Source organism: Methylobacillus glycogenes JCM 2850 (assembly GCF_000617925.1).
In the GTDB taxonomy this organism is placed as follows: domain Bacteria; phylum Pseudomonadota; class Gammaproteobacteria; order Burkholderiales; family Methylophilaceae; genus Methylobacillus; species Methylobacillus glycogenes.
Genome location: NZ_BAMT01000002.1, coordinates 63773 through 89432, shown reverse-complemented (window position 1 = coordinate 89432; position 25660 = coordinate 63773). Strand labels below are relative to the sequence as shown.

Sequence of the window (25660 nt, the reverse complement as noted above, 5' to 3'; positions counted from 1 at the left end):
CCATGCTTACCTCTCGCTATCTAGCCCTGCCTGCACCATCTCCGCGGCACGCAACACGGCGCGTGCCTTATTCTGGGTTTCTATCCATTCGTTATCAGGCACAGAATCGGCGACTATGCCTGCCCCGGCCTGGGAATACAACATGCCATCCTTGAGCACTCCGGTACGGATGGCGATGGCGAGATCCATATCGCCATTAAAGCCAGGTAGCCCACTGCACCACCGTAGATACCACGTTTGCTGGGTTCCAGCTCGTCTATGATTTCCATGGCGCGCACCTTGGGTGCGCCACTCAAGGTACCAGCAGGGAAAGCCGCTTTCAGCACATCCATGGCCTGCATACCGGGCTTGAGCTTACCCTCAACGTTGGAGACGATATGCATGACGTGAGAATAGCGCTCTATCATCATATTGTCGGTCACACGTACGCTACCAATCTGCGCCACACGGCCCACATCGTTACGGCCCAGGTCCATCAGCTGTACATGTTCGGCAATTTCCTTGGGGTCAGCCAGCAATTCTTCCGCCAGCGCCAGGTCTTCTTCGCGCGTCTTGCCACGTGGGCGAGTACCAGCAATAGGCCGTGAGGTGACGGTATCGTCCTCCAAGCGCACCAGGATTTCTGGCGAAGCACCCACCACATGATGATCGCCCATATCGTAATAGAACATATAAGGCGATGGGTTTAGGCTGCGCAAAGCACGGTATAGCGACAAAGGCTCAGCCGTGAATGGCTGCGCCATGCGCTGCGAAAGCACCACCTGCATGATGTCGCCATCAAAGATATAACGCTTGGACTTATCTACCGCCTGCTTGAACGCGGCCTCACCGAATTCAGATGCCGCTTGGGTAACAGCCAAGGCAGGGGCTTGGGGCACAGTCACGGGCTGGCGCAAGTGCGCTACCAGCTCATGCAAGCGGCTGATCCCCTGCGCATAGGCATCAGGCTGTGACGGGTCGGCATAAACGATGAAGTAGAGCTTGCCGGAGAGGTTATCCACCACAGCCAGTTCTTCCGTCAGCATCAGCAGAATATCCGGCACACCTATGGTGTCCTGCTTCACCGTCGCGGCCAGCCTGCGTTCTATATAACGTATGGTGTCATAGCCGAAGTAACCAGCCAGGCCGCCGATAAAGCGCGGCAAGCCCTCATGCGGCGGAATGCGGAAACGTGCCTGGTAAGACTGTATGAAATCCAGCGGATTGGTATCGTCGACGGTCTCTATGGTTTGACCATCTTTGATCACCACAATCGCTTGCCCACGCACCTCAATGCGGGTATGCGCAGGCAGACCTATCATGGAGTAGCGGCCAAAGCGTTCACCGCCTTGTACCGACTCTAATAAATAGGAGAATGGCTGATTCGCCAGCTTGATATACAGCGACAGCGGGGTATCGAGATCAGCAAAGGTCTCGAGGACTAATGGAATACGGTTATAACCCTGGCTAGCCAGGGCATTGAATTCCTGTTGACTAATGGTTTGCAGCATAACAACTCCCAGATCCTGAACAAAGGTAAGGTGACTCCGCCGCACACGGCGGGAACAAAGTGGCTAGTTCAGCGCCACCATCGCCAGGTGTTACGGTTCAGGATCAGGGTATGTGCTTGCATGGCTTAGACTTTAGCCAGTTCAGCGCGCAGCGCAGCAATCACGGTGTCATAGCGGTTAGGATCAGTGTCCTTGCCAGCGCCGAACACAGCAGAGCCTGCCACAAAGGTATCAGCACCAGCGCGGGCAATCTCGGCGATATTGGATGGGTTTACGCCACCGTCAATTTCCAGCCAGATTTCACGGCCAGTCTTTTCAGTGTAGGCATCAATACGCGCACGCGCTTCACGCAGCTTGTCCAGCGTGCCAGGGATAAACTTCTGGCCACCAAAGCCAGGGTTAACCGACATCAGCAACACCATATCAACCTTGTCCATGACGTAGTCGAGGTAGGACAAAGGAGTGGCTGGGTTGAACACCAGACCGGACTTACAGCCCTGGTCACGGATCAGCGACAGACTGCGGTCAATATGATCAGACGCTTCTGGGTGGAAAGTAATGATGTTGGCACCAGCCTTGGCAAAGTCAGGAATGATGCGGTCCACAGGCTTGACCATCAAATGCACATCAATGATGGCATCGGTCACAGGACGGATGGCTTCACAGATCAGCGGGCCTATGGTCAGGTTGGGAACATAATGGTTGTCCATCACGTCAAAGTGGACAATGTCCGCGCCAGAAGTAATCACATCCGTGATTTCCTGGCCAAGCTTGGCAAAGTTGGCGGAAAGAATACTAGGGGCAATTCTGAATGGTTTGGCCATGGTCTCTAAGTCGGTCTCTAAGTCGTTGGAGTGCGTAAAAATAAATATTTTAACCGAAAAATGCTGCAAAACGCTTGCCAGTCGCTGTGCATATGCAAAATCCACACTGGAATTGCGTTTATACCCAACTCACAGTGGGTTTGGCAACATCTCGCCAGAACGCCTGCCAGTGACTACAGATGCAGGCTGAACTGGTTTAACTGTCTAGGCTATGCTGATTTGGTTGAAAAGTGGAGTATGATGTCGGCCTGCCACGCACGATACGACAAGCCTTAATTGCTTGAAATTGTTGCCCAAGTTGCCGGGTTACGGGAAAATCGCAGGATGCATTTATTTACAGTCGGCGTCAATCACACGACCGCACCAGTTTCAATACGTGAGAACGTCGCCTTCCAGAACGAGCATCTCGGTCTCGCCTTGCGCGACCTCAACTCCCATGGCATCCACGAAGCTGCCATCCTCTCTACCTGCAACCGCACCGAACTCTATTGCAATACCGATAATCCGCAAAAAGCCCTGGAATGGCTGGCGCATTACCATCAGCTGCAACCCCAGGCCATAGAACCCTATATGTACACCCTGCCGCAGCAGGACGCGGTCAAGCATGCCTTCCGCGTGGCTTCCGGCCTGGATTCCATGGTGCTGGGTGAAGCGCAGATACTGGGGCAGATGAAGCAGGCAGTCCGCATTGCCGAACATGCTGGCACCCTGGGCACACTGTTGCATAAGCTGTTCCAGCGCACCTTCTCGGTTGCCAAGGAAGTACGCACCAACACCAATATAGGTGCCAACTCCGTCTCGCTGGCAGCAGCCTCGGTACGGCTGGCGCAGCGCATCTTTGGCGCTTTGCACCAGCAACACGTGTTATTCATAGGCGCGGGCGAAATGATAGAGCTCTGTGCCGAGCACTTTGCCGCGCAGCGTCCTTTATCTTTGACCGTGGCCAACCGCACGCTGGAACGTGGCCAGGAACTTGCCGCTGACATAGGCGGCCAGGCCATGCTGCTGGCCGATTTGCCTGAACGCCTGGCCGAATTCGACATTGTGATTACCTCTACCGCCAGCCAGTTGCCCATTGTCGGCTTAGGCATGGTGGAACGTGCAATACGCAGCCGCAAGCACAAGCCCATGTTTATGGTCGATCTTGCTGTACCACGCGACATCGAGGCGGAAGCAGGTGACCTTGATGATGTTTTCCTCTACACCGTGGATGATCTGGCGCAAGTAGTGCAAGAAGGCATGGAAAACCGCCAGGAAGCCGCTGCCGAGGCGGAAGCCATTATTGATATGCGCGTAGAAAACTTTATGCACTGGCTGAAAACCCGCAGCGCAGTGCCTACCATCCGCGCCCTGCGTGAGCAGGCGGAGCAACACAGACTGAGCGAGCTGGAAAAAGCCCAACGCCTGCTGGCACGCGGGGATGATCCGGCCCAGGTGCTGGAAGCCTTGAGCAGCGCGCTCACCAATAAACTCATGCATGGCCCCAGCCACGCCCTCAATACCGCCAACAGCGAAGACCGCGACCAGCTGGAAGCGATGCTGCGTCAGCTCTACCAGATTCACCTCTAGCTGCGCTCACCTGCAGTGCCAGGCACAGAGCCATGGCTGCCATGAATGGCCTACACTCTGTGCAATACTTATATTTAAGCCAATCCTAGCCCCTGAAAACACCGTCATGAAACCATCAATGATCAAAAAACTCGCCACTTTGAGCGAGCGTCTGGATGAACTGAACCGCTTACTCTCCAGCGAAGATGCCACCAGCGATATGGATCAATATCGCAAGATCACGCGCGAGCACGCCGAGATCACCCCCATCGTTGAGCAATACCGCGCCTACGAGCAAGCGGGTGCCGATATCAAGGAAGCGCAAGCTATGCTGGCTGATCCAGAAATGAAGGAATTTGCCCAGGATGAGATCGACAACGGCAAACAAAAACTGGAAACCATAGCCGCAGATTTGCAGAAACTGCTGCTGCCTAAAGACCCCAACGACGAGCGCAATATTTTCCTGGAAATCCGTGCTGGTACTGGCGGTGATGAATCCGCGCTGTTTGCAGGTGACTTGTTCCGTATGTATTCACGCTATGCCGAGCGTCAGCGCTGGAAGGTGGAAGTGGTGTCCGCCAATGAATCCGAAGTCGGCGGCTACAAGGAAATCATCGCCAAAATTGATGGCTTTGGTGCTTACTCCAAGCTCAAGTTTGAGTCTGGCGGCCACCGCGTACAACGCGTGCCAGAAACCGAAACCCAGGGCCGCATCCACACTTCAGCCTGCACGGTAGCCATCCTGCCCGAAGTAGATGAAGTCAGCGATGTGGTCATCAACCCGGCGGATATCCGCTGGATACCTTCCGCGCCTCGGGTGCGGGTGGTCAGCACATCAATAAAACTGACTCTGCCGTGCGTATCACCCACTTCCCTACAGGCATCGTCGTTGAATGCCAGGATGGCCGTAGCCAGCACTCCAACAAGGCACAGGCCATGCAGGTGCTGGCGGCGCGCATCAAGGCCAAGCAAGTGATGAACAGCAAAGCAAGATCGCCAGCGAGCGCCGCAGCCTGATAGGCTCGGGCGACAGATCGGAGCGCATACGCACCTATAACTACCCGCAAGGCCGGATTACCGATCACCGCATCAACCTGACGCTGTACAAGATAGACGCCATCACCGAAGGTGATATGGACGAGCTGATCAACACCCTGGCCTCGGAATACCAGGCCGATCAGTTGGCAGCATTGGGCGAGGACAACTAAACATGGCAGCAAGCCTGCGCACCATTGCCGTGTTTGAGGCCAGCAAGGGCCTGCTGGTACTCGCGGCCTCCGTGGCCTTGTTCCGTCATATAGATAATGCCTGGCAGACGCGTGCGGAAATGCTGATTCAACACCTACACCTCAACCCTGCCAGCCATGCGCCGCGCATACTGCTGGACTTAAGCGCCAATATCACCGAGCCGCGTTTGCTGGCGCTGGCGTTTGGTGCGCTGTTTTATGCCGCCATACGGCTGCTGGAAGGCTATGGTCTCTGGCAGGGCAAGCATTGGGCGACCGTGCTGGGGCTGGCCAGTGCGGGTTTGTATCTGCCCTTCGAGATACTCTCCCTGCTCTCGCACTTCAGTTGGCTGGGCGCAGGTGTGTTCGCCTCCAACTTGCTGATCATCGCCATACTCTGGCGCTACCGTTAGCCCCTGATGGCCAAGTTACGCAACCTGGCGGCCTGCGGCTGCAATCGACTGCAAGAGGCCAGCGAGCTGGATGAGCAGGAAGCGCGCATAGACACGCGCCTATTGCTGCAAGCAGCACTTGGCGATGTCAGCCATGCCTGGCTGATTGCCCATGGCGATGACAGCGTGCAGGATGAGGTGCGTGAACGTTTTGAAGCCTTGCTGGCAGAGCGCATCGCCGGACGGCCTATCGCGCATATTCTGGGCAAACGCGAATTCTTTGGCCGTGAGTTTCAGGTCAGCCCCGCCACCCTGATCCCAAGACCAGATACCGAATTGCTGGTGGAAGCGGCGCTGGAACGTATGCCATTGAATGAGCGCTTGCAGGTGCTTGATCTGGGCACAGGCACGGGCGCGATTGCAATTACATTGGGGCTGGAACGCCCGCAGAGCGAAATTCTGGCGCTGGACTTTTCAGAGGCTGCGCTGGCTATCGCCGAGGCCAATGTCCAGCAGCTACAGGCTCGCAATGTCAGCCTGCAACACAGCCACTGGTATCAGGCGCTGCTGGCATCTACCCCGGCTCAGCAGTTTGACGTCATCGTCAGCAACCCGCCTTATATAGAATCTGCCGATGCGCACCTGCAACGCGGCGATTTGCGCTTTGAGCCGCTGAGCGCGCTGGCATCTGGTATTGATGGCCTGGAAGATATACGGCTGATTGCCGCAGGGGCGGCAGCGTTTCTCAAACCCTCAGGCTGGCTGTTGCTGGAACACGGCTACCAGCAAGGCCCTGCGGTACAAGCCATCTTAGAGCAGCATGGTTTGCAGCAGATCAGCACCCTGCATGATCTGGCAGGGCATCCACGCGTGACCTTAGGCCAACTCTCGGCCAGCTAGCTGCGACTTAATTCAAGCCGCAGGCCTCGCCTTGCGCAGGCTGATCATCAGCACCCCGGTCAACACCAGCAGCGACCCCAAAAACTGCACCAGCGACAGCGATTCGCCGAGGAAGATATACGCCAGGTAGATGGTCGCCACTGGCCCCAGCGCACCTATCATGGATGTTTGCATGGAGCCTATGCGCCGCATGGCGGCGGCCAGCGCAAACGCGGGCATGACGGTGGAAAACAGCGCCATGCCCACGGTCAAACCATAGACTCGGGCAGGCTGCTGCAAATCACTCAAGGGATTGAGGACGAGAAACTGCAAGATGCAGGCGATGCAGGCCACCGTCATGACATAAGCGGTAAAGCGCATGGAACCCAGGCGCTCTATGATATGCCCCGCCCCTATCAGGTAAACCGCATAGGCCAGAGCACTGGCAAATACCAGCGCGCTGCCCAGCCACAAGCCATCCCCGCTCAGGCTGAAATCATGCACAAACACCAGCGCAATCCCGGCGTAACTCAGCACCAGAGCCAGCATATGCTGCGCGTGATGGGCTTTTTGAATACAAGCGCGCTGATGATGACCACCATGGTGGGGTAAAGAAACAGAATCAAGCGCTCCAGGCCTGCGCTGATATATTGCAGGCCAAGAAAATCCAGCATGCTGGCGAGGTAATAACCCAACAGACCCAATAGCAGCACCCCCAGCCAGTCGCGGCCATGCAAAGCCGCAGCACCCTGCTTTTGCCAGAAAATAGCCACCACAAAGAAAGGCACGGACATGATCATTCGCAATGCCAGCAAAGTGGTAGCGTCTATTTGATCAACGTAAGCGAGCTTGACGAAGATGGCTTTGGCCGAAAAGCCTATGGCTGAGACCAATGCAAACAGCAGGCCTAGCGTATGTTTGCTAAAAATGGATGGCAAAAACGACGGCATAAATTCTTAATCAATAAGGGAAATATTTCAGGGTGAACACACACTCACCTGCAGTACTGGTGAGTCATTATTGAGGTAATAAAAGCCCGGGAATCAGGGGTGCAGATAGCGCTGTTTCAAGCGCATATAGTGCTGGGCGGAATAGGCAAAGTGCGCCAGCTCTCCCTCAGTCAGCGGCCGCACCTTGCGCGCCGGGCTGCCAAGATAGAGATAGCCGCTTTCCAGCACCTTACCCTCGGGCACCAGGCTACCAGCCCCCAGCAGCACATGTTTTTGCACCACTACATGATCCATGACGATGCTGCCCATGCCGATCAGGCATTCATCTTCCAGAGTGCAGCCATGCAAAATCACCTTGTGCCCGACAGTGACATTCTGGCCTATCAGTAGTGGCGAGCCCTCGGGCTCCCAGCTGGATTTATGGCTGACATGCAGCACGGAGGCATCTTGAATATTGCTGCCTGCGCCTATGCGAATATGATTAACGTCACCACGAATCACCACGCCAGGCCACACCGACACATTGTCTGCCAACTCCACGTCACCTATCACCACCGCGGTGTGGTGCAGATAGACATCCTGCCCCAGGCGCGGCGTCACCCCCTGGTAGGGAGCCAGTACGCCTGCTTGCAGCAGTTCTGTGTAGTGAGAAGCATGATGGGCTTGCATAAGCCATAGTATAATCGCAACCATGCAAGATTCTTCATCTGTGGGCCTGGTCGCCCCGAAAACCGCACATTTCTCCCAAGCGCTGACTCTGAAGAGTGGCGAGGTGCTGCCTGCGTTTGAGCTGGTGTATGAAACCTATGGCGAGCTGGACGCGCAAAAATCCAATGCCGTGTTGATTTGCCACGCGCTGTCGGGCAATCACCATGCCGCAGGCAAGCATAGCGAGGACGACAAGCACCCGGGTTGGTGGGACAACCTCATAGGCCCGGGCAAGCCGCTGGACACCAATAAATTCTTTGTTATTGCGCTGAATAACCTGGGTGGCTGCCACGGCAGCACAGGCCCAGCCAGCATCAACCCGGCCAGCGGCAAACCCTGGGGCTCCAGCTTCCCGGTGGTGACGGTGGAAGATTGGGTAGCCTCGCAAGCGCTGCTGCTGGACCAGCTAGGCATAGACACCCTGGCCGCAGTTGTCGGTGGCAGTCTGGGCGGCATGCAGGCCATGCAGTGGACCTTGGATTTCCCTGACCGTGTGCGCCATGCCTTGGTGATTGCCTCCGCCCCCAATCTGACGGCGCAGAATGTTGCCTTCAACGAAGTGGCGCGTCAGGCCATCATGACCGACCCTGAGTTTTACGAGGGTGATTACTACGAACACAACACCGTGCCCAGGCGCGGCCTGCGCATAGCGCGCATGCTGGGCCATATCACCTATTTGTCCGATGACGCCATGGGTGCCAAGTTTGGCCGTAAGCTGCGTGATGGTAGCCTCAAGTACAACTTTGAGGTTGAATTCGAGATGGAGTCTTATCTGCGCTATCAGGGCGACAAGTTTGCTACCGCTTTTGACGCCAACAGCTATCTTCGCATGACCAAGGTGCTGGATTACTTTGACCCGGCTTATCAGCATCATGGCGATCTGAGCCAGGCTTTATCCAAAGCCAAGGCCAAGTTCCTGGTGGTTTCCTTTACCAGCGACTGGCGCTTCTCGCCTGCGCGTTCGCGCGAGATCGTCAAGGCGCTGCTGGATAATGAGTTATCGGTGAGCTATGCCGAAGTCACGGCCGCACACGGCCACGATGCCTTCCTGATGCCTGACCCACATTATCACGCCATCCTGCGGGCTTACCTCGCCAACATCCAGACAGGAGCGGGCGCATGAGCCAGGACCTGATTCAAACCGCCGCCAACCGTCACGACTTTGCGCTGATCGCCAACTGGATACAGCCCAACTCCAAGGTGCTGGATCTGGGTTGCGGCGATGGCTCGCTGCTGGCATTTTTGCGCGATAAATTAGCCGTCAAGGGCTATGGCGTGGATAAGGACGATGCCAACCTGCTGGCCTGTATCAGCCACGGCATCAGCGTAATTCAGGCTGATCTGGAAGCGGGCCTGGCAGGCTTTGACTCACTGTCTTTTGATTATGTGATTCTGTCGCAAACCCTGCAGGCCATGGTCAATACCGAGGGTGTGCTGCGCGAGATGTTGCGCGTGGGCAAGCAGGGCATTATCACCTTCCCCAACTTTGGTTACTGGCGTCACCGCATACAGCTGATGGCGGGCCATATGCCAGTTTCAGACAATCTGCCGCACCAGTGGTACAACACGCCCAACCTGCACCTGTGCACCATAGATGACTTTGAGAGCCTGTGCGCCAAGATGAATATCCGCATCACTGACCGCATTGTGATCAACGAAGGCGATACCGTGACCTTTATGCCCAATCTGCTGGGCAGCCTGGCTATTTACCGCTTTGAGCAAGCGGCCTGGCCAGTCACCTACTAAATCCTATCAGTACCAAAAAACAAGCCAGGGCATATCTACCCTGGCTTGTTTTTTAAGTCTTCTCAGCTTTCTGTCTTAACCGTTAGCCGCTGCCAGTGGCTGAGTGGTCTCCAGCTGTACATTCACACCCGCCTGATCACGGAAATGCGGCAGAATATATTCGCCTATGCGGTAAGACTCTTCCAGATGCGGGTAACCCGCCAAGAAGAACAGGGAAATCCCGATCTCGTTGTATTCGCGGATACGCGCAACCACATTCTCGTAACTACCTACCAGTGCGCAACCTGGCGGAATACCGATATAGCCCAGCCCGCCCCAGACATGGGGATAGACAAAGAAATCCTCGTACTTGGGTGCGCGGTGTCAGCCTTGGCAGAGAATTCGTTTTCATGGCTCAACTTGCGGGCGGAACGTAAACCCGCATGCGCGGCCACTGCCTTATCTGCTCCGGCAGCAATCCCAGCATCAAAGAAGCGACGGGCTTCGGTATGCGCCAGCTCATCAGTTTCACGCGTGATCACGTCTACGGATAAACCAAAACGTATTTCATCCGCGCGGCCCCAACGTGCGGCCCTGGCCCTGACGTCAGCAATCAACTTGGCGATTTCTTCTGGGCGCTCAGCGCGCATCAGATAGTAATCTGCATGTCGGGCACCAAACTCACGCGCCGCCTCGGAAGAACCAGCAGTGCAGATCAGCGGCAATTCGGCCTTGCTCAGTGGGCCACGCAAGCCACCTTTTTCGGCCTGGTAATACTTGCCGGAGAAGCTGAAGTTATCCGAATGCCAATAGCCTTTGACCACCTGCATAAATTCATCGGCACGTTCATAGCGCTCATCATGCGGCACAAAATCGCCCACCTGACGCTGCACAAACTCAGAACCGCCATTGATGATGTTCCACACCAGACGATTGCCTGTGGCGCGCTGATAAGTAGCTGCCATCTGCACCGCATTCCAGGGTGAGAAATGGTAGGGCTGGAAGGCGGTAATAAACTTCAGGCGCTTAGTTTCACGCGCCAAGAGTGAGCTCACCAGCCAGGGCTCTTCACCGGAAGGCGCATTGACCAGCAGCACCCCCTCAAAGCCATTGATTTCTGTAGCGCGGGCAATCTGCGAGAGGTAATCGATATAGCCAAAGGTATCGCCGACCTCGAAATTAGAGACAGCCCCCGTGCCCTGGCCTTGCGCCTGGTTCCAGTCACCACGGTTACGGCTGTCGCCGGGCAGGTATTTGGTTTCGCCATGCAGAGGCAAGCGGGAATAAAACTTGATGGACATGATGGTTCTCGGGCATTGGACAATACCTCAACCTTGGCAATTTATATTCCAGCTAGCGACAACCGCCAACATAAAATAAGCCATTGAATTTATTAACTTAGCTAGCCTAAGCAGATTGAATATTTGTCGCTAGCGCAACAGCAGCGCTGCCTAGGCAACAACAGCTGCTGCGCAAGCATCAAGTAATTAACTTGGCCAAGCCCATCACGCCAAACATAATTACCAGACCCCCGCTGATGCGTCTGACCCAAAGCTGTTGCAACCTGGCCTTGAATTGAACTGCGGCCATGCCCATCAGCATTAGCGCAGGTAAAGTACCCAGGCCAAACATCAACATCAGCAAACCGCCCTGCACTGGGTTAGCGCTTGCCAACGCGGTAATCAGCACGCTGTAAACCAGGCCGCAAGGCAGCCAACCCCATAAGCTGCCTAGCATGGCGGCCTGACCAATATGGCGTACTGGCAAGTAGCGTTTGCCCAGTGGTTGCAGCCTGCGCCATAAGTGAGCGCCAACCTTTTCAAGATACACTACCCCATGCCACAGCCCTGCCAGATATAAACCCAGCACAATAAGCATGACATTGGCAAAGGCATACAGCAGCTTGCCTGCAGGAATGCTGTGCTCAAGAAAAAACGCGGTAGAGCCACTGCCCCTGCAATCACCCCCGCCAGGGTGTAGCTAGCGATACGCCCGAGGTTATAGGCCAGCAACAAACGCCATGAAGGCTTGTTACCCGGCATGCTAAAACTTACTGCGGTGATGATGCCACCACACATGCCCGCACAATGCCCGCCGCCGAGCAGCCCCACCAGCAAAGCGGCGAGCAGGCTGAGTTCAGGCATGCGCATCCCAGTGACGGAAGCGCCGTATCATGAGCAGACCGGGAATCGCCAGCACGGTGCAGCCCACAAAGAACAGCGTCCAGCCTATTTCCCCTGCTATCCAGCCCGTAGGCGTAGAAAGAATCACACGCGGCACGCCCATCAGGCTGGAGAGCAAGGCATATTGCGTGGCAGTGAAGCGCCTGTCTGTCATTGCCCCCATAAAGCCGACAAAGGCGGCAGTGCCCAGACCGCCAGTAAAGTTCTCTACGGCGATAACCCCTGTGAGCATGGGCAGGCTATGCCCGGTTTGTGCCAGCAGCACAAAGCCAAAGGTGGAGGCCATCTGCAAAAAACCAAACGCCCATAAGGAGCGATACAAACCTATGCGCAAAATCCAGATGCCGCCCAGGGTACCGCCTATCAAGGTGGCCCAGAAGCCGAAGAGCTTGGCGATAGCGCCTATCTCACCCTTGCTGAAACCCAGATCAAGATAGAACGGCACATTGATCGCCGAGGCCAGGGTATCACCCAGCTTGTAGAGCAGAATAAACGCGAGGACGGTGATGGCTTCTGGCCGCTTGAAAAACTCCAGAAATGGCTCAATCACCGCTTGCTGCAAAGTGCGTGGGCTGCCTGCCACCAGCTTGGGTTCTGGTGCCCACAGGGTGACGCTCACACAAGCACCTACAAACAGTGCCATCAACTGATACATCTGCGGGAAAGACAGCCATTCGGCGAGTATCAAGCCACCGCCCCCGGCCAGCAGCATGCCCACACGATACCCATTGACGAACATGGCCGCGCCCAGACCCAGTTCGTCATCACTCAGGCTTTCCCGGCGGTAGGCATCAATCACAATATCCTGCGAGGCGGAAAACAGTGTCACCAACAACGCAGCAATGGCCACCCCCCAGAGATTGCTTGCCGGGTTGCTGGCGCTCAGCGCCAGCAAGGCCAGGGCCACCGCCAGCTGGCTCAGCACCAGCCATCCGCGACGCGTCCCAGCACAGGCAGTGTGTAGCGATCAAACAAAGGTGCCCAGAGAAACTTCAGGGTATAGGGCAACCCTATCAAGCGGCTGCCCCTATCAATGCCAAGTCAGCGCCGGAATCCTTGAGCCAGGCTTGCAGGGTAGAACCTGTGAGCAATAGCGGCAAGCCGGAAGAAAAGCCCATCATGAGGGCAACCAGCATACGCCCGCTGGCAACGGCTTTAAGGGTATCTATCCAACCCGGCTTGATCATGCGAGATTCCTGCAAGAGTGCATTAGTTTTAACAGCCTGAAGTGAGATGGCATGAGCTGAAGGTTAAACCTTGGCCAGATAATCCACGGTCAAGGGAGCATGATCACTAAAGCGTTCATCCTTGTAGATGGTGGCAGCGCTGGCCTTGGCGGCAAAACCTGGGGTGGCAATCTGGTAATCGATGCGCCAGCCCACGTTCTTGGCCCAGGCCTGACCGCGATTGCTCCACCAGGTGTAGCAGGCATCGGTGGTATCCGGGTGCAGCTTGCGGTAGACATCCACCCAGCCGACACGGCCAAACAAATCGGTGAGCCAGGCACGTTCTTCGGGCAGGAAGCCTGAGTTCTTGCGATTGCCCTTGAAGTTTTTCAGATCGGCTTCCTGATGGGCGATATTCCAATCACCGCAGATTACTACTTCGCGCCCAGCCAGAATCAAGGATTCCAGATGCGGCATAAAGCGCGCCATGACGCTGAACTTGAAGCTCTGACGCTCCTCACCCGAGGAGCCCGAGTAGATAGAGCGAGACTACGCTGAGATTGCCGTAGCGTGCTTCCAGATAGCGGCCTTCGCTATCGATATCCGCAATGCCTAGCCCCACAATCACCGCATCGGCTTTTTCTCGTGAGTAAATCCCCACGCCGCTATAGCCTTTCTTTTCTGCATAGTGAAAATAGCCATAGTAGCCTTCAGGTTGCAGCATTTCTGCTGACATGTCGCCTTCTTGTGCCTTTAACTCCTGCATACAGACGATATCAGCCTGCTGCTGTTGCATCCAGGGATAGAAGCCCTTGTTGGCCGCTGAGCGGATGCCATTCAGATTCACGGATATAATACGCACTAACTACAACCTTTCTATTCTCGCCATGTCAGATTCCACCCAAGATTTTATCCAATTCGCCATTCAAAAGCAGGTTTTGCGGTTTGGTGAGTTCAAAACCAAGGCTGGTCGCCTTAGTCCCTACTTCTTCAACGCTGGCCTGTTCAATGATGGCGAAAGCCTGCTGCGCATAGGCGAATTCTACGCTGCCGCCATTCTACGCTCTGGCGTGCAGTTCGATATGTTGTTTGGGCCGGCCTATAAAGGCATTACCTTGGCCGCCAGCATTGTCATCGCACTGGCACGTCAGGGCCACAATATTCCTTACGCCTTCAACCGCAAGGAAGCCAAGGACCATGGCGAGGGCGGCACCATTGTCGGTGCACCCCTGCAAGGCCGGGTGTTGATCGTTGATGATGTTATCTCCGCAGGCACTTCGGTGCGGGAATCGGTCAACATTATTTCCAGCAGCGGTGCCACACCCGCTGGGGTGGTGATTGCGCTGGATAGACAAGAGCGCGGCCTGGGTGCACTGTCCGCAGTGCAAGAGGTTGAGCAGCAACATGGCTTGCCTGTCATCAGCATCGCCAACCTGCAAGCGCTGATCGCTTATCTGGATCAAAGCGAGGCGCTGGCTAGCCACCGCCCTGCCATCGCCGCCTATCGCGCCAGCTATGGCGTAGAGAGCAATTAAACTTGCAGACTCGCGGCGACTGAGACCCCATGCAGGTCAATTGCTTTGCACCCGTCGTCGCGGCGGATTGTCGTTTGCTGATCCTGGGCTCCATGCCCGGGCAGCGCTCTTTAGACGCACAAGCCTATTACGCTCATCCGCAAAACCGCTTCTGGCCCATGATGGAAACCCTGTTTGGTGTGGCTGCCAGCCTGCCCTACGAAACGCGTTTGCAGCAACTCCAGGCCCAGGGAGTGGGCATCTGGGATGTGCTTAATCAATGCTTCCGCATAGGCAGCCTGGATAGCGAGATTGAAGAAGACTCCATCATCGTCAACGACTTTGCCAGCCTGCTACATGCCCACCCCCACATACGCCACATCTGCTTCAATGGCGCCAAGGCAGAACAGACCTACCAGCGCTATGTGGCTGGCAAAGCCCAACTACCCTATCAACCGCAATATCATCGATTGCCCTCCACCAGCCCGGCCAATGCCTCCATACCCTGGGCCAACAAAGTGGCAGCCTGGCAATTATTGCCCGCACTGCTTAAGCTGAATTGAAGGTAACGGGCTTGCAGGCATACGCCCTATGCCGCAGAATCCCGTTAGCGATTACTAGAGTATCTTTACTGGCCACCTATAGTGACCAATACTCATCATCACACATCATAAAATGACCACTCGCGGCAACGGGCAAGGTCATGCAGCCGGGAGCAGCCATGTACCCTTATTGCGCTTAGCCAGCATCACGGTTTTGCTCATACTCACCTCCACCGTTCATGCCGCAGGCGAAAGCAAGCCCAGCGGCAAGATATTGAAGTGGGTGGACGAAAAAGGGGTGACCCATTATGGCGATACCATTCCGCCGCAATATTCTGGCAAAAGTAACATCACCATCAGCCCCCAAGGCATTCCCCATGCCGATACCAAGCTCAAGCCTGCCGAAAATGGCAGCAGCAAGGAAAGCGAACAAAGCCGCCGTGACCGTACCCTGCAATCGGTTTATAGCTCAGAGCAGGAGATAGACCTGGCGCGTGACCGCAACCTGCAAATGGATGAAGCCATGCTGGAAGGCTTGGAGCAGCGCAAGCTGGGCGCAGCCGCGCGCCTGCAAAGCCTGAGACAAAATGAAAGCAGCATCAAAACCCGCAACAAGGCCGTGCCTGACGAGCTGAAAAAAGATATCAAGGATGCCAATCTGGAACTAGGCAAAATTGACGAGCAAATTGTCGAACGCAAGCAACATATGGATACCACACGCCAGCGCTTTGAAAACGACAAGCGGCGCTTTACCGAGCTGAAAAATGGCACTGAGGCCAGTACTGAAATAGCCAAACCAGACTTAGCCAAACCAGAAACTGCTAAAAACCCCGCACCTCCAGCCTCTCAGGCGGCACCAGCCAGCTCAACTCCCAAGCGCTAAACAGCGTGGCTTTATAGATATCTGCGTTAGCATCTCTGCAGAAATCTCTAGCAATGCCTGCTTTAGCAATGCCTACACTAGCAATTGCCTGCTCAAGCCATTGCCTGCAAATAAAGCTGCTTGTATAAACTCAATGCCCGCTTCACTGCCTTGGGGTCATGGCTGGATTTCGCCAACACCAACACCCCTTCCAGCGTAGAAATAAACATATCGGTCCAAGCCAGGGCATCCAGCTCTTTCCCCGCATGCTTGGCTGCGCGATCAAACATTTTCACCAAATGGGTACGCCAGGTATTGAAGTGATTAGCTGCCGCCTGAAACAGCACCTCACTGCTTTCCGCCAGCTCAATCGTAAAAATCGCCAACATGCAGCCCTTTTGCAATTCAGGTTGCTGATAGGCTTCAATCGCGTAATCCAGATACCCCAGCAATGCCTGCACCGGGTTTTCAAGCTGGTTAAACCCTGCTTCGGCCTCACGCGCATTGGCATCGCTCCAGAACTTATCAAGTGCTGCCAAACCCAGCTCATCCTTGCTGGCAAAGTGATGGAAAAACCCGCCCTTGGTAATGCCCGCCAAATTGCACACCGCATCCACCGTCATCGCAGAAAAGCCACGCGCCAGTATCAACTCACGCGCCCCGTCCAGTATGCGCTCACGCGACATGGCGGCCTTGGCTTGTTTGGTGCTCACTTCCACAATGAATTCCTTGCTTTCAATAAAACGGGTTGACAAATATTACCACACGCATAAACATACCAACCAGATGGTATGTTAAAGGATATGCATCATGAGTCTACGCTATAAATCCCTAATGCAATGGTTTGCAATTACCCGGCCCGTGCAGGTCACGGTCGCTTTTCTAGGTCTGATATCGCTTTCTGGCCTGACTCATGCCGAAGCAGACGCCAGTTACTGGCAGGCGATGCAAAAAGACTTCTTCCCCAACAAAACCTTGCCGCAGAGCGCAGAGATCGAGATCACAGCGCCCAAGCGCGCCGAAAGCGGTGCCCAGGTACCGTTTGCGTTCAGCATAGCCTCGCCCATGACAGCGGCCAGCTATATCAAGTCGGTTTCTGTGATTGCCGATGCCAACCCCGTGCCGCTAGTCGCGGTGTATCACTTCAACCCCAGCTCGGGCAAAGCCGAGGTTTCCACGCGCATCAGGCTAGAGGTGGATTCACTGGTGCATGTAGTGGCTGAAACCAGTGATGGCAAGTTTCTGGTTAATCAAGTTGCCATCCGCGCATCAGGTGGCTGTGGCGGCACCATAGGTAGTGATGAAGACGCGGCAAGACAGACTGCAGGCAAGATGAAACTACAGGTGAAACCACAGCCCGCCGAGGCTGAATCCCCCAACAACACCCTCAAGCAGGCCCACCTGCTGATCAAGCATCCCATGAATACAGGCTTGCAGCGTGACTTGGTTTCTCAGGCTACCGTCCGGCTTTTTACATCAGCAAGGTGACCGCCAGGTTTAATGATCAAGTGGTCTTTGACGCAGACACATACATAGGCGTCAGCGAAGACCCCAGCATTCAGTTCCCTTTCAAGGCAGAGCAATCTGGCCAACTGACTTTGCTGATCGAAGATAACGAGGGCAAACAGTTCAGCACCAGTACCGAAGTGATGGTCAACTGAGCGCTAATTTATTGCTCACCGCTCTAAACCTTTTTTAACACCATAGGAGACACGGCAATGCTGGATTGGAATCAATACCGCGATGAATTGATGGGACGTGTGGGTGACCTTGCCAAGCTCACGCCAGATACGGTCAAGGGTTATCAGATCGCCAGTGGCGCTGGCGCTAAAACTCAGCAACTGGATGCAAAAACGCGTGAGCTGATCTCCCTGGCGGTGGCGGTGACCACCCGTTGTGATGGCTGCATTACCGTGCATGCAAAAGAAGCGGTCAAGCAAGGTGCCACCGAGGCTGAAATAGCCGAAGCCTTAGGGGTAGCCGTTGCCATGAATGCGGGTGCCGCCTTGGTATACTCAGCCCGCGCGCTGGATGCGGTAAAAAGCGTACATATTTGATCAGCCTTGAAAGCATATGCTTGCCAATAGGCTGGCTCAGCGCATAAGCCGCGTTGTTGGGGATGACTAAATGAATATCACGTTGATAGAGTGTGATGAACAGCAGCATGCTGCTGAGATACTCTCCATCTTCAATGAGGTCATCCTCAATTCCACTGCATTATATGAATATGCGCCCAGAACCCCCGCCGTGATGCAGGACTGGTTTGCCAACAAACGCGAGGCGGGTTTTCCCATCATAGGGGCCGTGGATGAAACTGGCCGTTTGCTCGGCTTTGCCAGTTGGGGCAGCTTTCGTCCCTTCCCGGCTTACCAGCACACGGTAGAACACAGCATCTACCTGCATAGTGCCCACCGCAGGAAAGGCGTGGGGCGCTTACTGTTACAGGCACTGATTAAGCGCGCCCAGGCTGCAGGACACCATATGCTGGTGGCTTGTATAGATACCAGCAACCAGCCCAGTCAACATCTGCACCTGAGCTGCGGTTTTCAGCAGGCGGGTACGCTAAAGGAAGTGGGCTACAAGTTTGATCGATGGCTAGACGTCACTTTCTACCAACTCAAATTATCCAGCCTGAAAGCAAACGAGCCAGCAGATTGAGTCCCCCAGGCACTATGCGGGATTATTGCTTTGAACTCAGATGTGGCAAACGCAACGGGCCTGGTGCAACGTCTTCAGGGCATAAAATGCTAGAGTGCCAATCTTTTACACTATTACACCTCTCAAGCCACTATCCCTAATACTCATGCCTGCCACCCTAGACACCATCATCATTTACGCGCGCAACCCCATAGCCACGGCAACATTCTATTGTCGTTATTTTGACTACCACAGCAGCGGCATCATGGAAGAAGGCCTGATCACGCTCAGCCCCACAAGCTCGGGCACTACGCTATTAATCCATCAGGCCGCCAAGAGCATCAAGCTAGGGCACGCAGGTTTAAAACTAATGTTCACTGTGGAAGACGTGGAAGCTTACAAAGCAAAATCTGCGGCGCTAGGCCTGGAGTTTGGCAGCACACACCAAGCGCAGGGCTACTGCTTTTCCAATGTAAAAGACCCGGATGGCAACTCGATCAGCATTTCGAGCAGAGCGTTTCGCGCTGCACCAGAAAGCCTGACTTAATACTCCCGATTTAATGCGGATACCCCAGTCCTGATCCCGCTTGTCACTGCGCTGTTACAGCGCTGTCACCCTGCGGTCATACTCGCTGGCTAAACTGCATTTTCTCCTGTGTCCTCCTCCTCGACACATTAGTTCACTACAGCCCGGCGTCCCTTAAGCGCCGGGCATTTTTTTATCCTGAGCAAGCCTAATCCTGTCTTAACCTTGAGTACTCAACATCCCGCTACAGCGAAAGTAGTTGTAGTTCCCACACATCCCTTAGTCTTACCCCCTACGCCCACTTACATCCGTGCTAGCAGATCAGCACCAGCCAAATCGAGCAAGATATGTACGATCAAAGTGCATATAGAAATACCGCTATAGACAACCAGAACATAAAATAGTTGACATTACAAATGATAGGCATTATCGTTTGCATTCGTAATTAACTAAAGGCGGAAGCGCTCATAGCAACCGCTTTAAACTATTTAGGGGATTTACCATGTTCAAAACAATCATGAGCACAGCCGTGCTTGCTGCCAGCGTCTTCTCTGCCTCCGCTTACGCGAACACCACTGCAGCTCCTTTTGTTGATGTCATCGACTCCGCAGAATTCAACGGCTGGAACAAGCTGGTTTCACCTTTGACTGCCGCACAACTGGCTGCTGGTTACACTGCTAACGTGGCAGATTCCAGCGATGCCGTATTGACGCGTATTGCAGGTAGCGCCTACCCAGCGGGTGGTGGCCTTTACCAATGGCAAGGCACTGAATCTACCTTCACGCTGACTGACACCACCATTGCTTCCGGTCTGTCTTCTGTCGTGTTCCAGAGCCACAGCGCTCCAGGCGGCACAGGCACTGGCGTTTACGGTGTTTCACTGACTTACACCATTGGTGGTCTTGATTATGTAGCTGCCCTAGTAGACAGCAATGATGCCAGCGCTGAATACAAGTATTTCTCCTGGGATCTGAGCAGCCTGACTGGCATCGAAGCCATCTCTGTACAGTTCTCCACAGAAGTGCATGCTAACTCCTTCGCTTTCCAGCTTGACCAGGTGGTAGCGGCTGTACCAGAGCCTTCTGAGTACGCACTGTTGCTGGGCGGTCTGGCACTGGTAGGCTTTGCAGCACGTCGCAAGCAACAAGCTTAAGCACTAGAAATTACCCCCCAGAAAAACCGACCGCCCAAAAGGCTGGTCGGTTTTTTTATGACTAGCATAGGCATACAGCGCTGCATTTGTCATGGCATTGAAAAGACCAGTTTAAGGTACTATTATTGGCACTCATAAACAGACTCCAGGCTGATCATGTCACATTTGATTCTCGCAGAAACTACCGCCAGCGTTTCTGAACTCAAGAAAAACCCTATGGGCACAGTCGCGGCTGGCGAAGGTTTCCCGGTTGCCATTCTGAATCGAAATGCCCCTGCCTTTTATTGCATCCCTGCAAAAACCTATGAAGCGATGATGGAAAGACTTGAGGATCTTGAGTTGAATGCAGTTGCCGATGCGCGTGCAGGACAGCCTGTGGTCAAGGTCAAGCTAGATGAGCTATGAGCTGGGTTTTGTGCAAGATGCGCTGAAAGAATGGCGTAAACTCGATGCGCATATCCGTGAGCACTTCAAGGCCAAGCTGGCACAACGCTTACAGAACCCACGTGTACCTTCTGCCAAACTAAGCGGCCACAAAGATCGCTATAAAATCAAACTCCGCAGCATAGGCTATAGGCTAGTGTATGAAGTACGAGACCAGGAGTTGCTGGTGCTGGTAATTGCCGTAGGTAAGCGTGAACGCAACGCGATATATCAGCTTGCTGACAAGCGCTAATCATTCACAGGCCAAGCGCCCCCGCCCCGTCCTCAACTTTGGCATGCATTAAGACCGTAATGTCTACGTTCACTGCATGTCCTTATCACTAGCAATCACGCTTTGCATGGGTGGGTTTTCACCCTATCCGCCTTCCTTGATCCAGAGATTTCGTAATAATGGCCAGCACATGCATGTCATGCCACTTTTTACCATCATCCCCACCGCAATATCCCTAGAATTGGCAGTCCAATAATTCTCGATACAGGATTCATCATGCGTTCTCTAATTCTGCTGGCACTGGCTTTTGCACCCGCAATCGCTTCTGCCGCTTCATGCGAAACCACGGTCACCAGCGGTGACACCATGACTTACAGCACACGTTCCATCAGCGTGCCAGCCAGCTGCGCGGAATTCACCGTCAACTTTGAGCACAAGGGTCATATGCCCAAGACCGGCATGGGCCACAACTGGGTCTTGGCCAAGAGTGCAGATGTGGGTGATGTAGCCAAGGAAGGCGCTCATGCTGGTGCAGACAACAACTTTGTCACCCCTGGCGATAAGCGCGTGATTGCCTTCACCCCTATCATTGGTGGCGGTGAAAAGACTTCGGTGAAATTCAAGGTCAGCGCTTTGAGCAAGGATGAGGCTTATACCTACTTCTGCTCTTACCCCGGTCACTTCTCCATGATGCGCGGTACGCTGAAACTGGAAGAGTAATCCCTGCATAAAGGCGGCATGACTACTTCCCTCCATGCCGTCTTTATTTTTGCTCTAAGGCCTGCTCATTTTTCTGCATGAGCATCAAGACCTAAGCACTGTCTTATCACTGCCAATTTCCCACTGCATTTTTCTTTCAGATTATTTTTTACCACGATAGGAATACCCCGCAGATTGCCAGGCTTGAGGTCTAGCGTCATGTTCAATGCACCAGTGTACATTGATCCAGGCAGGCACCGCAGCGCGTGCAATCACCATGGGTGACGGCACTGGCATTTTTTGAGACTACAGGGGCCAATACATGCGGCTCCGGGCAAACCTTGATGCAGGAGCCACAGCCCGAGCAACTGCCTGCTGTGGTGGCGGTTACCCGCACGCGGCCATAGCGCCCGAGGTAGGCGTAAAACGCACCCACCGGGCATAAATGCCCGCACCAGCCACGGCGACTCACCAGCAGATCAAACAGGAACAGGCCCATGAGTATGGTGGCGCCTGCAGCTGAACCCCAGAGCAGTTCGCGTTGGAACAGGGTAATGGGGTTGATACTTTCCCAGGCCAGGGTGCCGGTAATCAGGCAAAGCACCAGTGACAACAGCAAGATGCCAGCGCGCAACTCTCTGGACATAGTCATATTGGCCTTGATATTGAATTTCTGGCGCAAGCAATAGGCCAGATCGGTCACCAGATTGATAGGGCACACCCAACTACAGTAAATCCTGCCGCCAAACAGCGCGTAAAACGCCCCCACCAGCAAGGCCCCGGCTACCGCAGGCAAAAACATAGGCCCACCTGCCAGCCAGGATTGCAGCATGACATAAGGGTCGGTCAGCCCTACGCCAAACCAGGTGCTGGAAGAAAGGTTACCATCGGCGATACGGCCTATGCCGGGCAGAGTGAGAAAGGAGAGCAGGATGATGACCTGCACTATGCGGCGGCTATACAACCAGCGCTTGCGGTAGAGAAAATCCTGGGCACTGGAGATGCTGGGCATGCGCATGATCAGCGCCTGCCTACGGCATGGGTGCCGGATATGCCCAGCCCCAGGTTACGCGGCAATACCCGGATGGCGGCTTCTTCCAGCACACAGTGTTTTTCGCAGGTGCCGCAGCCTGTGCATTTGCTGCTATCCACGGTGGGAATCTGCAACACACCTAGCTCATTGCTCATGGGCTTGAGGCTGATGGCCTCGCCGCGTATTGGGCACACGCGTACGCAGATGCTGCAGGTCAGCCCTTTGTAGTTGAGGCAGGTTTCGTGATCTACCAGCACCGCCACACCCATATCGGCTTTTTTGATATCCACCAGCAGCGGATTCAACGCCCCGGTGGGGCAGGCCTTAACGCAGGGGATGTCATAACACATGCGGCAGGGTTCATTGCGCGCGGTGAAATAAGGGGTGCCTAGCGGTGCGGGGTCGGTCCAGCTAGCCAGATGCAGGATATCAAACGGGCAATCTTCCACGCACAGGCCACAGCGTATACAGGCCGCATCAAACTCCTTCTCCGGCAGCGCCCCGGGCGGACGCAAGGCTAAAGCTGCGGGGGCAGGCTTGGCGCTGATCATGGCGCGGCCCAGCATGGTGACTACCACGGCCGCCCCTAGCTTTTTGAATACTTTCTTGAAGGCTTTGCGGCGCTCTGGCTCTGCTATCTCAGGCTGGCCCTGCTCTTGTTCGGGACGGCTTTGCTCTTGATCGCTCATGATGTGCTCCTTCCCGCTGCTTGCTAGAAAATGGCCAGTGACTTATGGCATTAGTGGGTTTTATGCAGTGCTGCCGAGTCTGGTTTCTGGGCTACGCTTTTTGTTTCAGCTGGGGTTAGTGTCTGTGCTGCATCCGTTTTCTTGGCTATGCCTTGCACCTGCAGCGTGGCGCGGATGATGGGGTGTATCCAGCACTGAATCAGGTAATCCCCGGCACCATCACGCGGGATGCGCCAATACACGGTACGTCCGGGTAATTGCACGCCCAGATTGACCACCTGACCTGCGGGTGAGGTGATGTAGAGGCTATGGGCAATATCTGACTGGTTGGTGATGGAAATCTGCTCGCCAGGCTTGGCGACAAAATCCCAGGCCATGAACTCATGGTGGTTCAAGGCCAGTTGGTGATCTGGTGTTGGCGGCACACTGGCGCAACCAGCCAGATGAAACGCGACAAAAAGCACTAGGCACCAGCTAAGCAAATGCATTCTTGCGGCCAGACGCCAGCGTTGCGTTTCACTGATGGCCTGCGCAGCAGGCTGCTGGCGACGGGGATTGGTGTAGCGATTGTGATACTGATGATTCATGGCTTTATTCCGGCATTACAGGGGGTTCTATGGCCAAAGGGCCACCATCCAGGGTCTTGATGAATTCCACCAGATAGCCGACTTCAGTTTCGCTTAACTGAAATTTCTTCATCTCGTTCGACAGGCTTTTACGCTTGATGCCGCCGTCTACATAGTGCTGGATGACTTGTTGCAGACTGTGCATGGAGCCGTCGTGCATATATGGGCCATTAATCGGCAGATCACGCAGGCTGGGGGTTTTGAAGGCGTATTGCATCAGGGTCACTTCAGGCGGCACTTTGCTGCCGCGTCCCAGGTCTGCGGTCTTGAGGCCGATATCGTGGAAGCTGTCATCGGTAAACCGCCAGGAGCTATGGCAGGCCACACAATTGGCCTTGCCTGTAAACAGCGCCATGCCCTGCTTGGCTTCTTCGCTGATGGCGAGGTCATCGCCCGCCACCCAGCGGTCAAACGCGGCTTCTCTCGAAACCAGGGTACGCTGGAAGCTGGCAAGCGATTGCGTTACGCGTGTAGGGGTAATCTCGCTATCGCCAAACGCTTGCTGAAACAGGGGCTGATAACCGGGGATTTCATGCAGGCGCTGCACCAGCGCTGCCATGTCAAAATTCATTTCGTGTGCGGTGGTAATCGGCAACACTGCCTGGTTTTCCAGGGAACTGGCGCGGCCATCCCACATCAGGGCAGCCAGCCAGGCGCTATTGAGCACAGTGGGGGTGCGGCGCGCATTGGCAATGCCATCGGCACGCAGGGGCAATATACGGGCATCACTCCAGTGCTTGTCTGGCGCATGACAGGTAGCACAGGCCATGCCCTTGTCGCGGGAAAGACGCGCATCGAAAAACAAGGTCTTGCCTAGCGCAATCTTTTCCGCGGTCAAGGGATTGGACTGGGGCGATGGAATGTCTGCAGGACGCCGAAATTTTTCCCGCGGAGGAAGCTCGGCTGCCCAGCTGACACCCATCACCGACAACATACCCAATACAAGAAGCAGATGCTTGCTGCTCACTTTCGTTAACTTCATGGTCAGCTTCATGCGGCTAACGACGGGTTTACATCTCGCTATCATCTGCTTCTTGCCCAGGTGATTTAGCTCGCCTTACCAACAACAGGCGAGATGGTGCAGTGGTAAGTCATGGCATCGTTATCAGCACCGAAGCACCATACGATGTCATTCGAGAACTCAGGACGGTAGATAGGCAGTTCGCCCTGGGTGTTAACGCAGCTGCAACGACCGCAAGTTTGCTTGCCGCAGCAATCGCGGTAGGCAATCAGATAGGTCTGCTGATCGCCCGGGTTGTAGCAACTTGCCACCCAGGAGCTGGGTGAGAGGCTGGAGCCGGGTGGGCAGGAGGTCAAGGTACCACCGCAACAATCACAAAGATTGCCGTCAATGGAACAATGACGCCAGTAGTCACACGCCTTGGGATCTTTGTCCTGTGGCTTGAAACCGCTGCGTGTCAGGTTGCCGGTAGTGGCAGCCTGAGCTTCATTGAGGCGGCCACGACGGTCCACCGGCAGCAGCGGCAGCAAGGCCGAACCCACCAGGAAACCACCGAGCTTGCCGATGAAACCGCGGCGGCCGGTCTTGCTGGCGGTGACACGTGCCAGCTTTTCTATTTTTGAATCAAACCCTGAATTATTTTTCATTTCCGTATCTTCTCCGTAAGTTCAA

The 25660-nt window shown here is 54.8% G+C and carries 31 protein-coding genes and 4 pseudogenes; 18 read left to right on the top strand and 17 right to left on the bottom strand.

The genetic code is table 11. From position 1 onward, the window contains the following. Nucleotides 1-6 precede the first annotated feature (6 nt). Nucleotides 7-1490, bottom strand: a pseudogene (trpE, locus tag JCM2850_RS17015) (anthranilate synthase component I). A gap of 125 nt (nt 1491-1615) precedes the next feature. After that, a complete protein-coding gene (rpe, locus tag JCM2850_RS04265; protein WP_025869995.1) occupies nt 1616-2314 on the bottom strand; it encodes a ribulose-phosphate 3-epimerase in 699 nt (232 codons plus the stop codon). Nucleotides 2315-2638: 324 nt separating this feature from the next. Here rpe and hemA point away from each other — a divergent pair, with 324 nt between their 5' ends. The 4 genes and pseudogenes from hemA (at nt 2639) to prmC (ending at nt 6380) form a co-directional block, all read left to right on the top strand. Further along, nucleotides 2639-3883, top strand: coding sequence for a glutamyl-tRNA reductase (gene hemA / locus JCM2850_RS04260; RefSeq protein WP_025869993.1), 1245 nt, complete (start codon nt 2639-2641; stop codon nt 3881-3883). 106 nt (nt 3884-3989) lie between these two features. After that, a pseudogene (gene prfA, locus JCM2850_RS17010) lies at nt 3990-5070 on the top strand (peptide chain release factor 1). 2 nt (nt 5071-5072) lie between these two features. After that, nucleotides 5073-5501, top strand: coding sequence for a DUF2127 domain-containing protein (locus JCM2850_RS17005; RefSeq protein WP_036265548.1), 429 nt, complete (start codon nt 5073-5075; stop codon nt 5499-5501). Between the two features lie 6 nt (nt 5502-5507). Next, nucleotides 5508-6380: a peptide chain release factor N(5)-glutamine methyltransferase gene (prmC, locus tag JCM2850_RS04245; protein ID WP_025869991.1), complete on the top strand. Its 873-nt coding sequence runs from the start codon at nt 5508-5510 to the stop codon at nt 6378-6380. A gap of 12 nt (nt 6381-6392) precedes the next feature. Here the strand turns inward: prmC and JCM2850_RS22415 are convergent, their stop codons facing one another. From JCM2850_RS22415 to JCM2850_RS04235, 3 genes are all read right to left on the bottom strand, one after another. Beyond that, the gene (locus tag JCM2850_RS22415; protein ID WP_234406091.1) at nt 6393-6908 is read right to left on the bottom strand and encodes a DMT family transporter; all 516 of its coding nucleotides are present in this window, start codon (nt 6906-6908) and stop codon (nt 6393-6395) included. Beyond that, nucleotides 6890-7297 carry an EamA family transporter gene (locus JCM2850_RS22410; RefSeq protein WP_234406090.1) on the bottom strand — a complete coding sequence of 136 codons (408 nt, stop codon included), beginning with the start codon at nt 7295-7297 and terminating at the stop codon, nt 6890-6892. The genes JCM2850_RS22415 and JCM2850_RS22410 overlap by 19 nt, the downstream gene beginning before the upstream one ends. Before the next feature lie 105 nt (nt 7298-7402). After that, nucleotides 7403-7978: a gamma carbonic anhydrase family protein gene (locus JCM2850_RS04235; protein ID WP_051525257.1), complete on the bottom strand. Its 576-nt coding sequence runs from the start codon at nt 7976-7978 to the stop codon at nt 7403-7405. A gap of 22 nt (nt 7979-8000) precedes the next feature. Between JCM2850_RS04235 and metX the strand changes: the two genes are divergently transcribed. Together metX and metW are read left to right on the top strand one after the other, a co-directional pair. Continuing rightward, entirely contained in the window at nt 8001-9140 is a 1140-nt protein-coding gene (metX, locus tag JCM2850_RS04230) for a homoserine O-succinyltransferase MetX (protein ID WP_025869988.1), read from the top strand. Further along, nucleotides 9137-9763, top strand: a complete 627-nt coding sequence (gene metW / locus JCM2850_RS04225) for a methionine biosynthesis protein MetW (protein WP_025869986.1) — start codon at nt 9137-9139, stop codon at nt 9761-9763. Before metX ends, metW begins: the two co-directional genes overlap by 4 nt. Before the next feature lie 75 nt (nt 9764-9838). Here metW and JCM2850_RS22405 read toward each other — a convergent pair whose 3' ends face one another. The 6 genes and pseudogenes from JCM2850_RS22405 to JCM2850_RS16980 form a co-directional block, all read right to left on the bottom strand. Then, nucleotides 9839-10018, bottom strand: coding sequence for a hypothetical protein (locus JCM2850_RS22405; RefSeq protein WP_234406089.1), 180 nt, complete (start codon nt 10016-10018; stop codon nt 9839-9841). Between the two features lie 14 nt (nt 10019-10032). Beyond that, nucleotides 10033-11043, bottom strand: a complete 1011-nt coding sequence (locus tag JCM2850_RS16995; RefSeq protein WP_234406088.1) for an LLM class flavin-dependent oxidoreductase — start codon at nt 11041-11043, stop codon at nt 10033-10035. A 178-nt stretch (nt 11044-11221) separates the two neighbouring features. Beyond that, a pseudogene (locus JCM2850_RS16990) lies at nt 11222-11820 on the bottom strand (sulfite exporter TauE/SafE family protein). A 58-nt stretch (nt 11821-11878) separates the two neighbouring features. Further along, the gene (locus tag JCM2850_RS16985; RefSeq protein ID WP_234406087.1) at nt 11879-12850 is read right to left on the bottom strand and encodes an AmpG family muropeptide MFS transporter; all 972 of its coding nucleotides are present in this window, start codon (nt 12848-12850) and stop codon (nt 11879-11881) included. A gap of 88 nt (nt 12851-12938) precedes the next feature. Next, complete coding sequence (locus tag JCM2850_RS22400; RefSeq protein ID WP_234406086.1) at nt 12939-13112, bottom strand: hypothetical protein; 174 nt, start codon at nt 13110-13112, stop codon at nt 12939-12941. Nucleotides 13113-13175: 63 nt separating this feature from the next. After that, nucleotides 13176-13953, bottom strand: a pseudogene (locus JCM2850_RS16980) (exodeoxyribonuclease III). A 25-nt stretch (nt 13954-13978) separates the two neighbouring features. On the opposite strand from JCM2850_RS16980, the gene pyrE reads away from it, so the two are divergent. The 3 genes from pyrE (at nt 13979) to JCM2850_RS04190 (ending at nt 16030) form a co-directional block, all read left to right on the top strand. Then, the gene (gene pyrE / locus JCM2850_RS04200) at nt 13979-14626 is read left to right on the top strand and encodes an orotate phosphoribosyltransferase (RefSeq protein WP_025869984.1); all 648 of its coding nucleotides are present in this window, start codon (nt 13979-13981) and stop codon (nt 14624-14626) included. 29 nt (nt 14627-14655) lie between these two features. Further along, nucleotides 14656-15168, top strand: a complete 513-nt coding sequence (locus JCM2850_RS04195) for a DNA-deoxyinosine glycosylase (protein ID WP_025869982.1) — start codon at nt 14656-14658, stop codon at nt 15166-15168. 193 nt (nt 15169-15361) lie between these two features. Continuing rightward, nucleotides 15362-16030, top strand: coding sequence for a DUF4124 domain-containing protein (locus tag JCM2850_RS04190; protein ID WP_159105121.1), 669 nt, complete (start codon nt 15362-15364; stop codon nt 16028-16030). Nucleotides 16031-16122: 92 nt separating this feature from the next. On the opposite strand, the gene JCM2850_RS20245 is transcribed toward JCM2850_RS04190, so the two are convergent. Then, entirely contained in the window at nt 16123-16728 is a 606-nt protein-coding gene (locus JCM2850_RS20245) for a TetR/AcrR family transcriptional regulator (protein WP_148301192.1), read from the bottom strand. A 91-nt stretch (nt 16729-16819) separates the two neighbouring features. Here JCM2850_RS20245 and JCM2850_RS16970 point away from each other — a divergent pair, with 91 nt between their 5' ends. From JCM2850_RS16970 to azu, 9 genes are all read left to right on the top strand, one after another. After that, the gene (locus JCM2850_RS16970; RefSeq protein ID WP_234406085.1) at nt 16820-17497 is read left to right on the top strand and encodes a quinoprotein dehydrogenase-associated SoxYZ-like carrier; all 678 of its coding nucleotides are present in this window, start codon (nt 16820-16822) and stop codon (nt 17495-17497) included. A 20-nt stretch (nt 17498-17517) separates the two neighbouring features. Continuing rightward, nucleotides 17518-17670 carry a thiosulfate oxidation carrier complex protein SoxZ gene (locus JCM2850_RS22395; RefSeq protein ID WP_234406084.1) on the top strand — a complete coding sequence of 51 codons (153 nt, stop codon included), beginning with the start codon at nt 17518-17520 and terminating at the stop codon, nt 17668-17670. Nucleotides 17671-17727: 57 nt separating this feature from the next. Next, nucleotides 17728-18066, top strand: coding sequence for a carboxymuconolactone decarboxylase family protein (locus JCM2850_RS04175; protein WP_025869977.1), 339 nt, complete (start codon nt 17728-17730; stop codon nt 18064-18066). A 70-nt stretch (nt 18067-18136) separates the two neighbouring features. Further along, nucleotides 18137-18667, top strand: coding sequence for a GNAT family N-acetyltransferase (locus JCM2850_RS04170; protein WP_025869975.1), 531 nt, complete (start codon nt 18137-18139; stop codon nt 18665-18667). A 145-nt stretch (nt 18668-18812) separates the two neighbouring features. After that, nucleotides 18813-19193 carry a VOC family protein gene (locus tag JCM2850_RS04165; protein ID WP_025869973.1) on the top strand — a complete coding sequence of 127 codons (381 nt, stop codon included), beginning with the start codon at nt 18813-18815 and terminating at the stop codon, nt 19191-19193. A gap of 481 nt (nt 19194-19674) precedes the next feature. Then, the gene (locus tag JCM2850_RS04160; RefSeq protein WP_025869971.1) at nt 19675-20325 is read left to right on the top strand and encodes a PEP-CTERM sorting domain-containing protein; all 651 of its coding nucleotides are present in this window, start codon (nt 19675-19677) and stop codon (nt 20323-20325) included. A 156-nt stretch (nt 20326-20481) separates the two neighbouring features. Beyond that, the gene (locus tag JCM2850_RS04155; RefSeq protein ID WP_025869969.1) at nt 20482-20730 is read left to right on the top strand and encodes a type II toxin-antitoxin system Phd/YefM family antitoxin; all 249 of its coding nucleotides are present in this window, start codon (nt 20482-20484) and stop codon (nt 20728-20730) included. After that, a complete protein-coding gene (locus tag JCM2850_RS04150) occupies nt 20720-21001 on the top strand; it encodes a type II toxin-antitoxin system RelE family toxin (protein WP_025869967.1) in 282 nt (93 codons plus the stop codon). Before JCM2850_RS04155 ends, JCM2850_RS04150 begins: the two co-directional genes overlap by 11 nt. Nucleotides 21002-21256: 255 nt before the next feature. Next, a complete protein-coding gene (azu, locus tag JCM2850_RS04145) occupies nt 21257-21700 on the top strand; it encodes an azurin (protein WP_051525255.1) in 444 nt (147 codons plus the stop codon). A 202-nt stretch (nt 21701-21902) separates the two neighbouring features. On the opposite strand, the gene napH is transcribed toward azu, so the two are convergent. The 5 genes from napH to mauA form a co-directional block, all read right to left on the bottom strand. Next, nucleotides 21903-22697, bottom strand: coding sequence for a quinol dehydrogenase ferredoxin subunit NapH (gene napH, locus JCM2850_RS16965; RefSeq protein WP_234406083.1), 795 nt, complete (start codon nt 22695-22697; stop codon nt 21903-21905). Nucleotides 22698-22699: 2 nt separating this feature from the next. Beyond that, nucleotides 22700-23401, bottom strand: coding sequence for a ferredoxin-type protein NapG (gene napG / locus JCM2850_RS04135; RefSeq protein ID WP_025869963.1), 702 nt, complete (start codon nt 23399-23401; stop codon nt 22700-22702). A 50-nt stretch (nt 23402-23451) separates the two neighbouring features. Next, the gene (locus JCM2850_RS16960; protein ID WP_025869962.1) at nt 23452-23988 is read right to left on the bottom strand and encodes a cupredoxin domain-containing protein; all 537 of its coding nucleotides are present in this window, start codon (nt 23986-23988) and stop codon (nt 23452-23454) included. Between the two features lie 4 nt (nt 23989-23992). After that, nucleotides 23993-25009: a tryptophan tryptophylquinone biosynthesis enzyme MauG gene (gene mauG / locus JCM2850_RS04125; RefSeq protein WP_081774969.1), complete on the bottom strand. Its 1017-nt coding sequence runs from the start codon at nt 25007-25009 to the stop codon at nt 23993-23995. A 65-nt stretch (nt 25010-25074) separates the two neighbouring features. Then, entirely contained in the window at nt 25075-25635 is a 561-nt protein-coding gene (gene mauA / locus JCM2850_RS04120; protein ID WP_025869958.1) for a methylamine dehydrogenase (amicyanin) small subunit, read from the bottom strand. Nucleotides 25636-25660 lie beyond the last annotated feature (25 nt).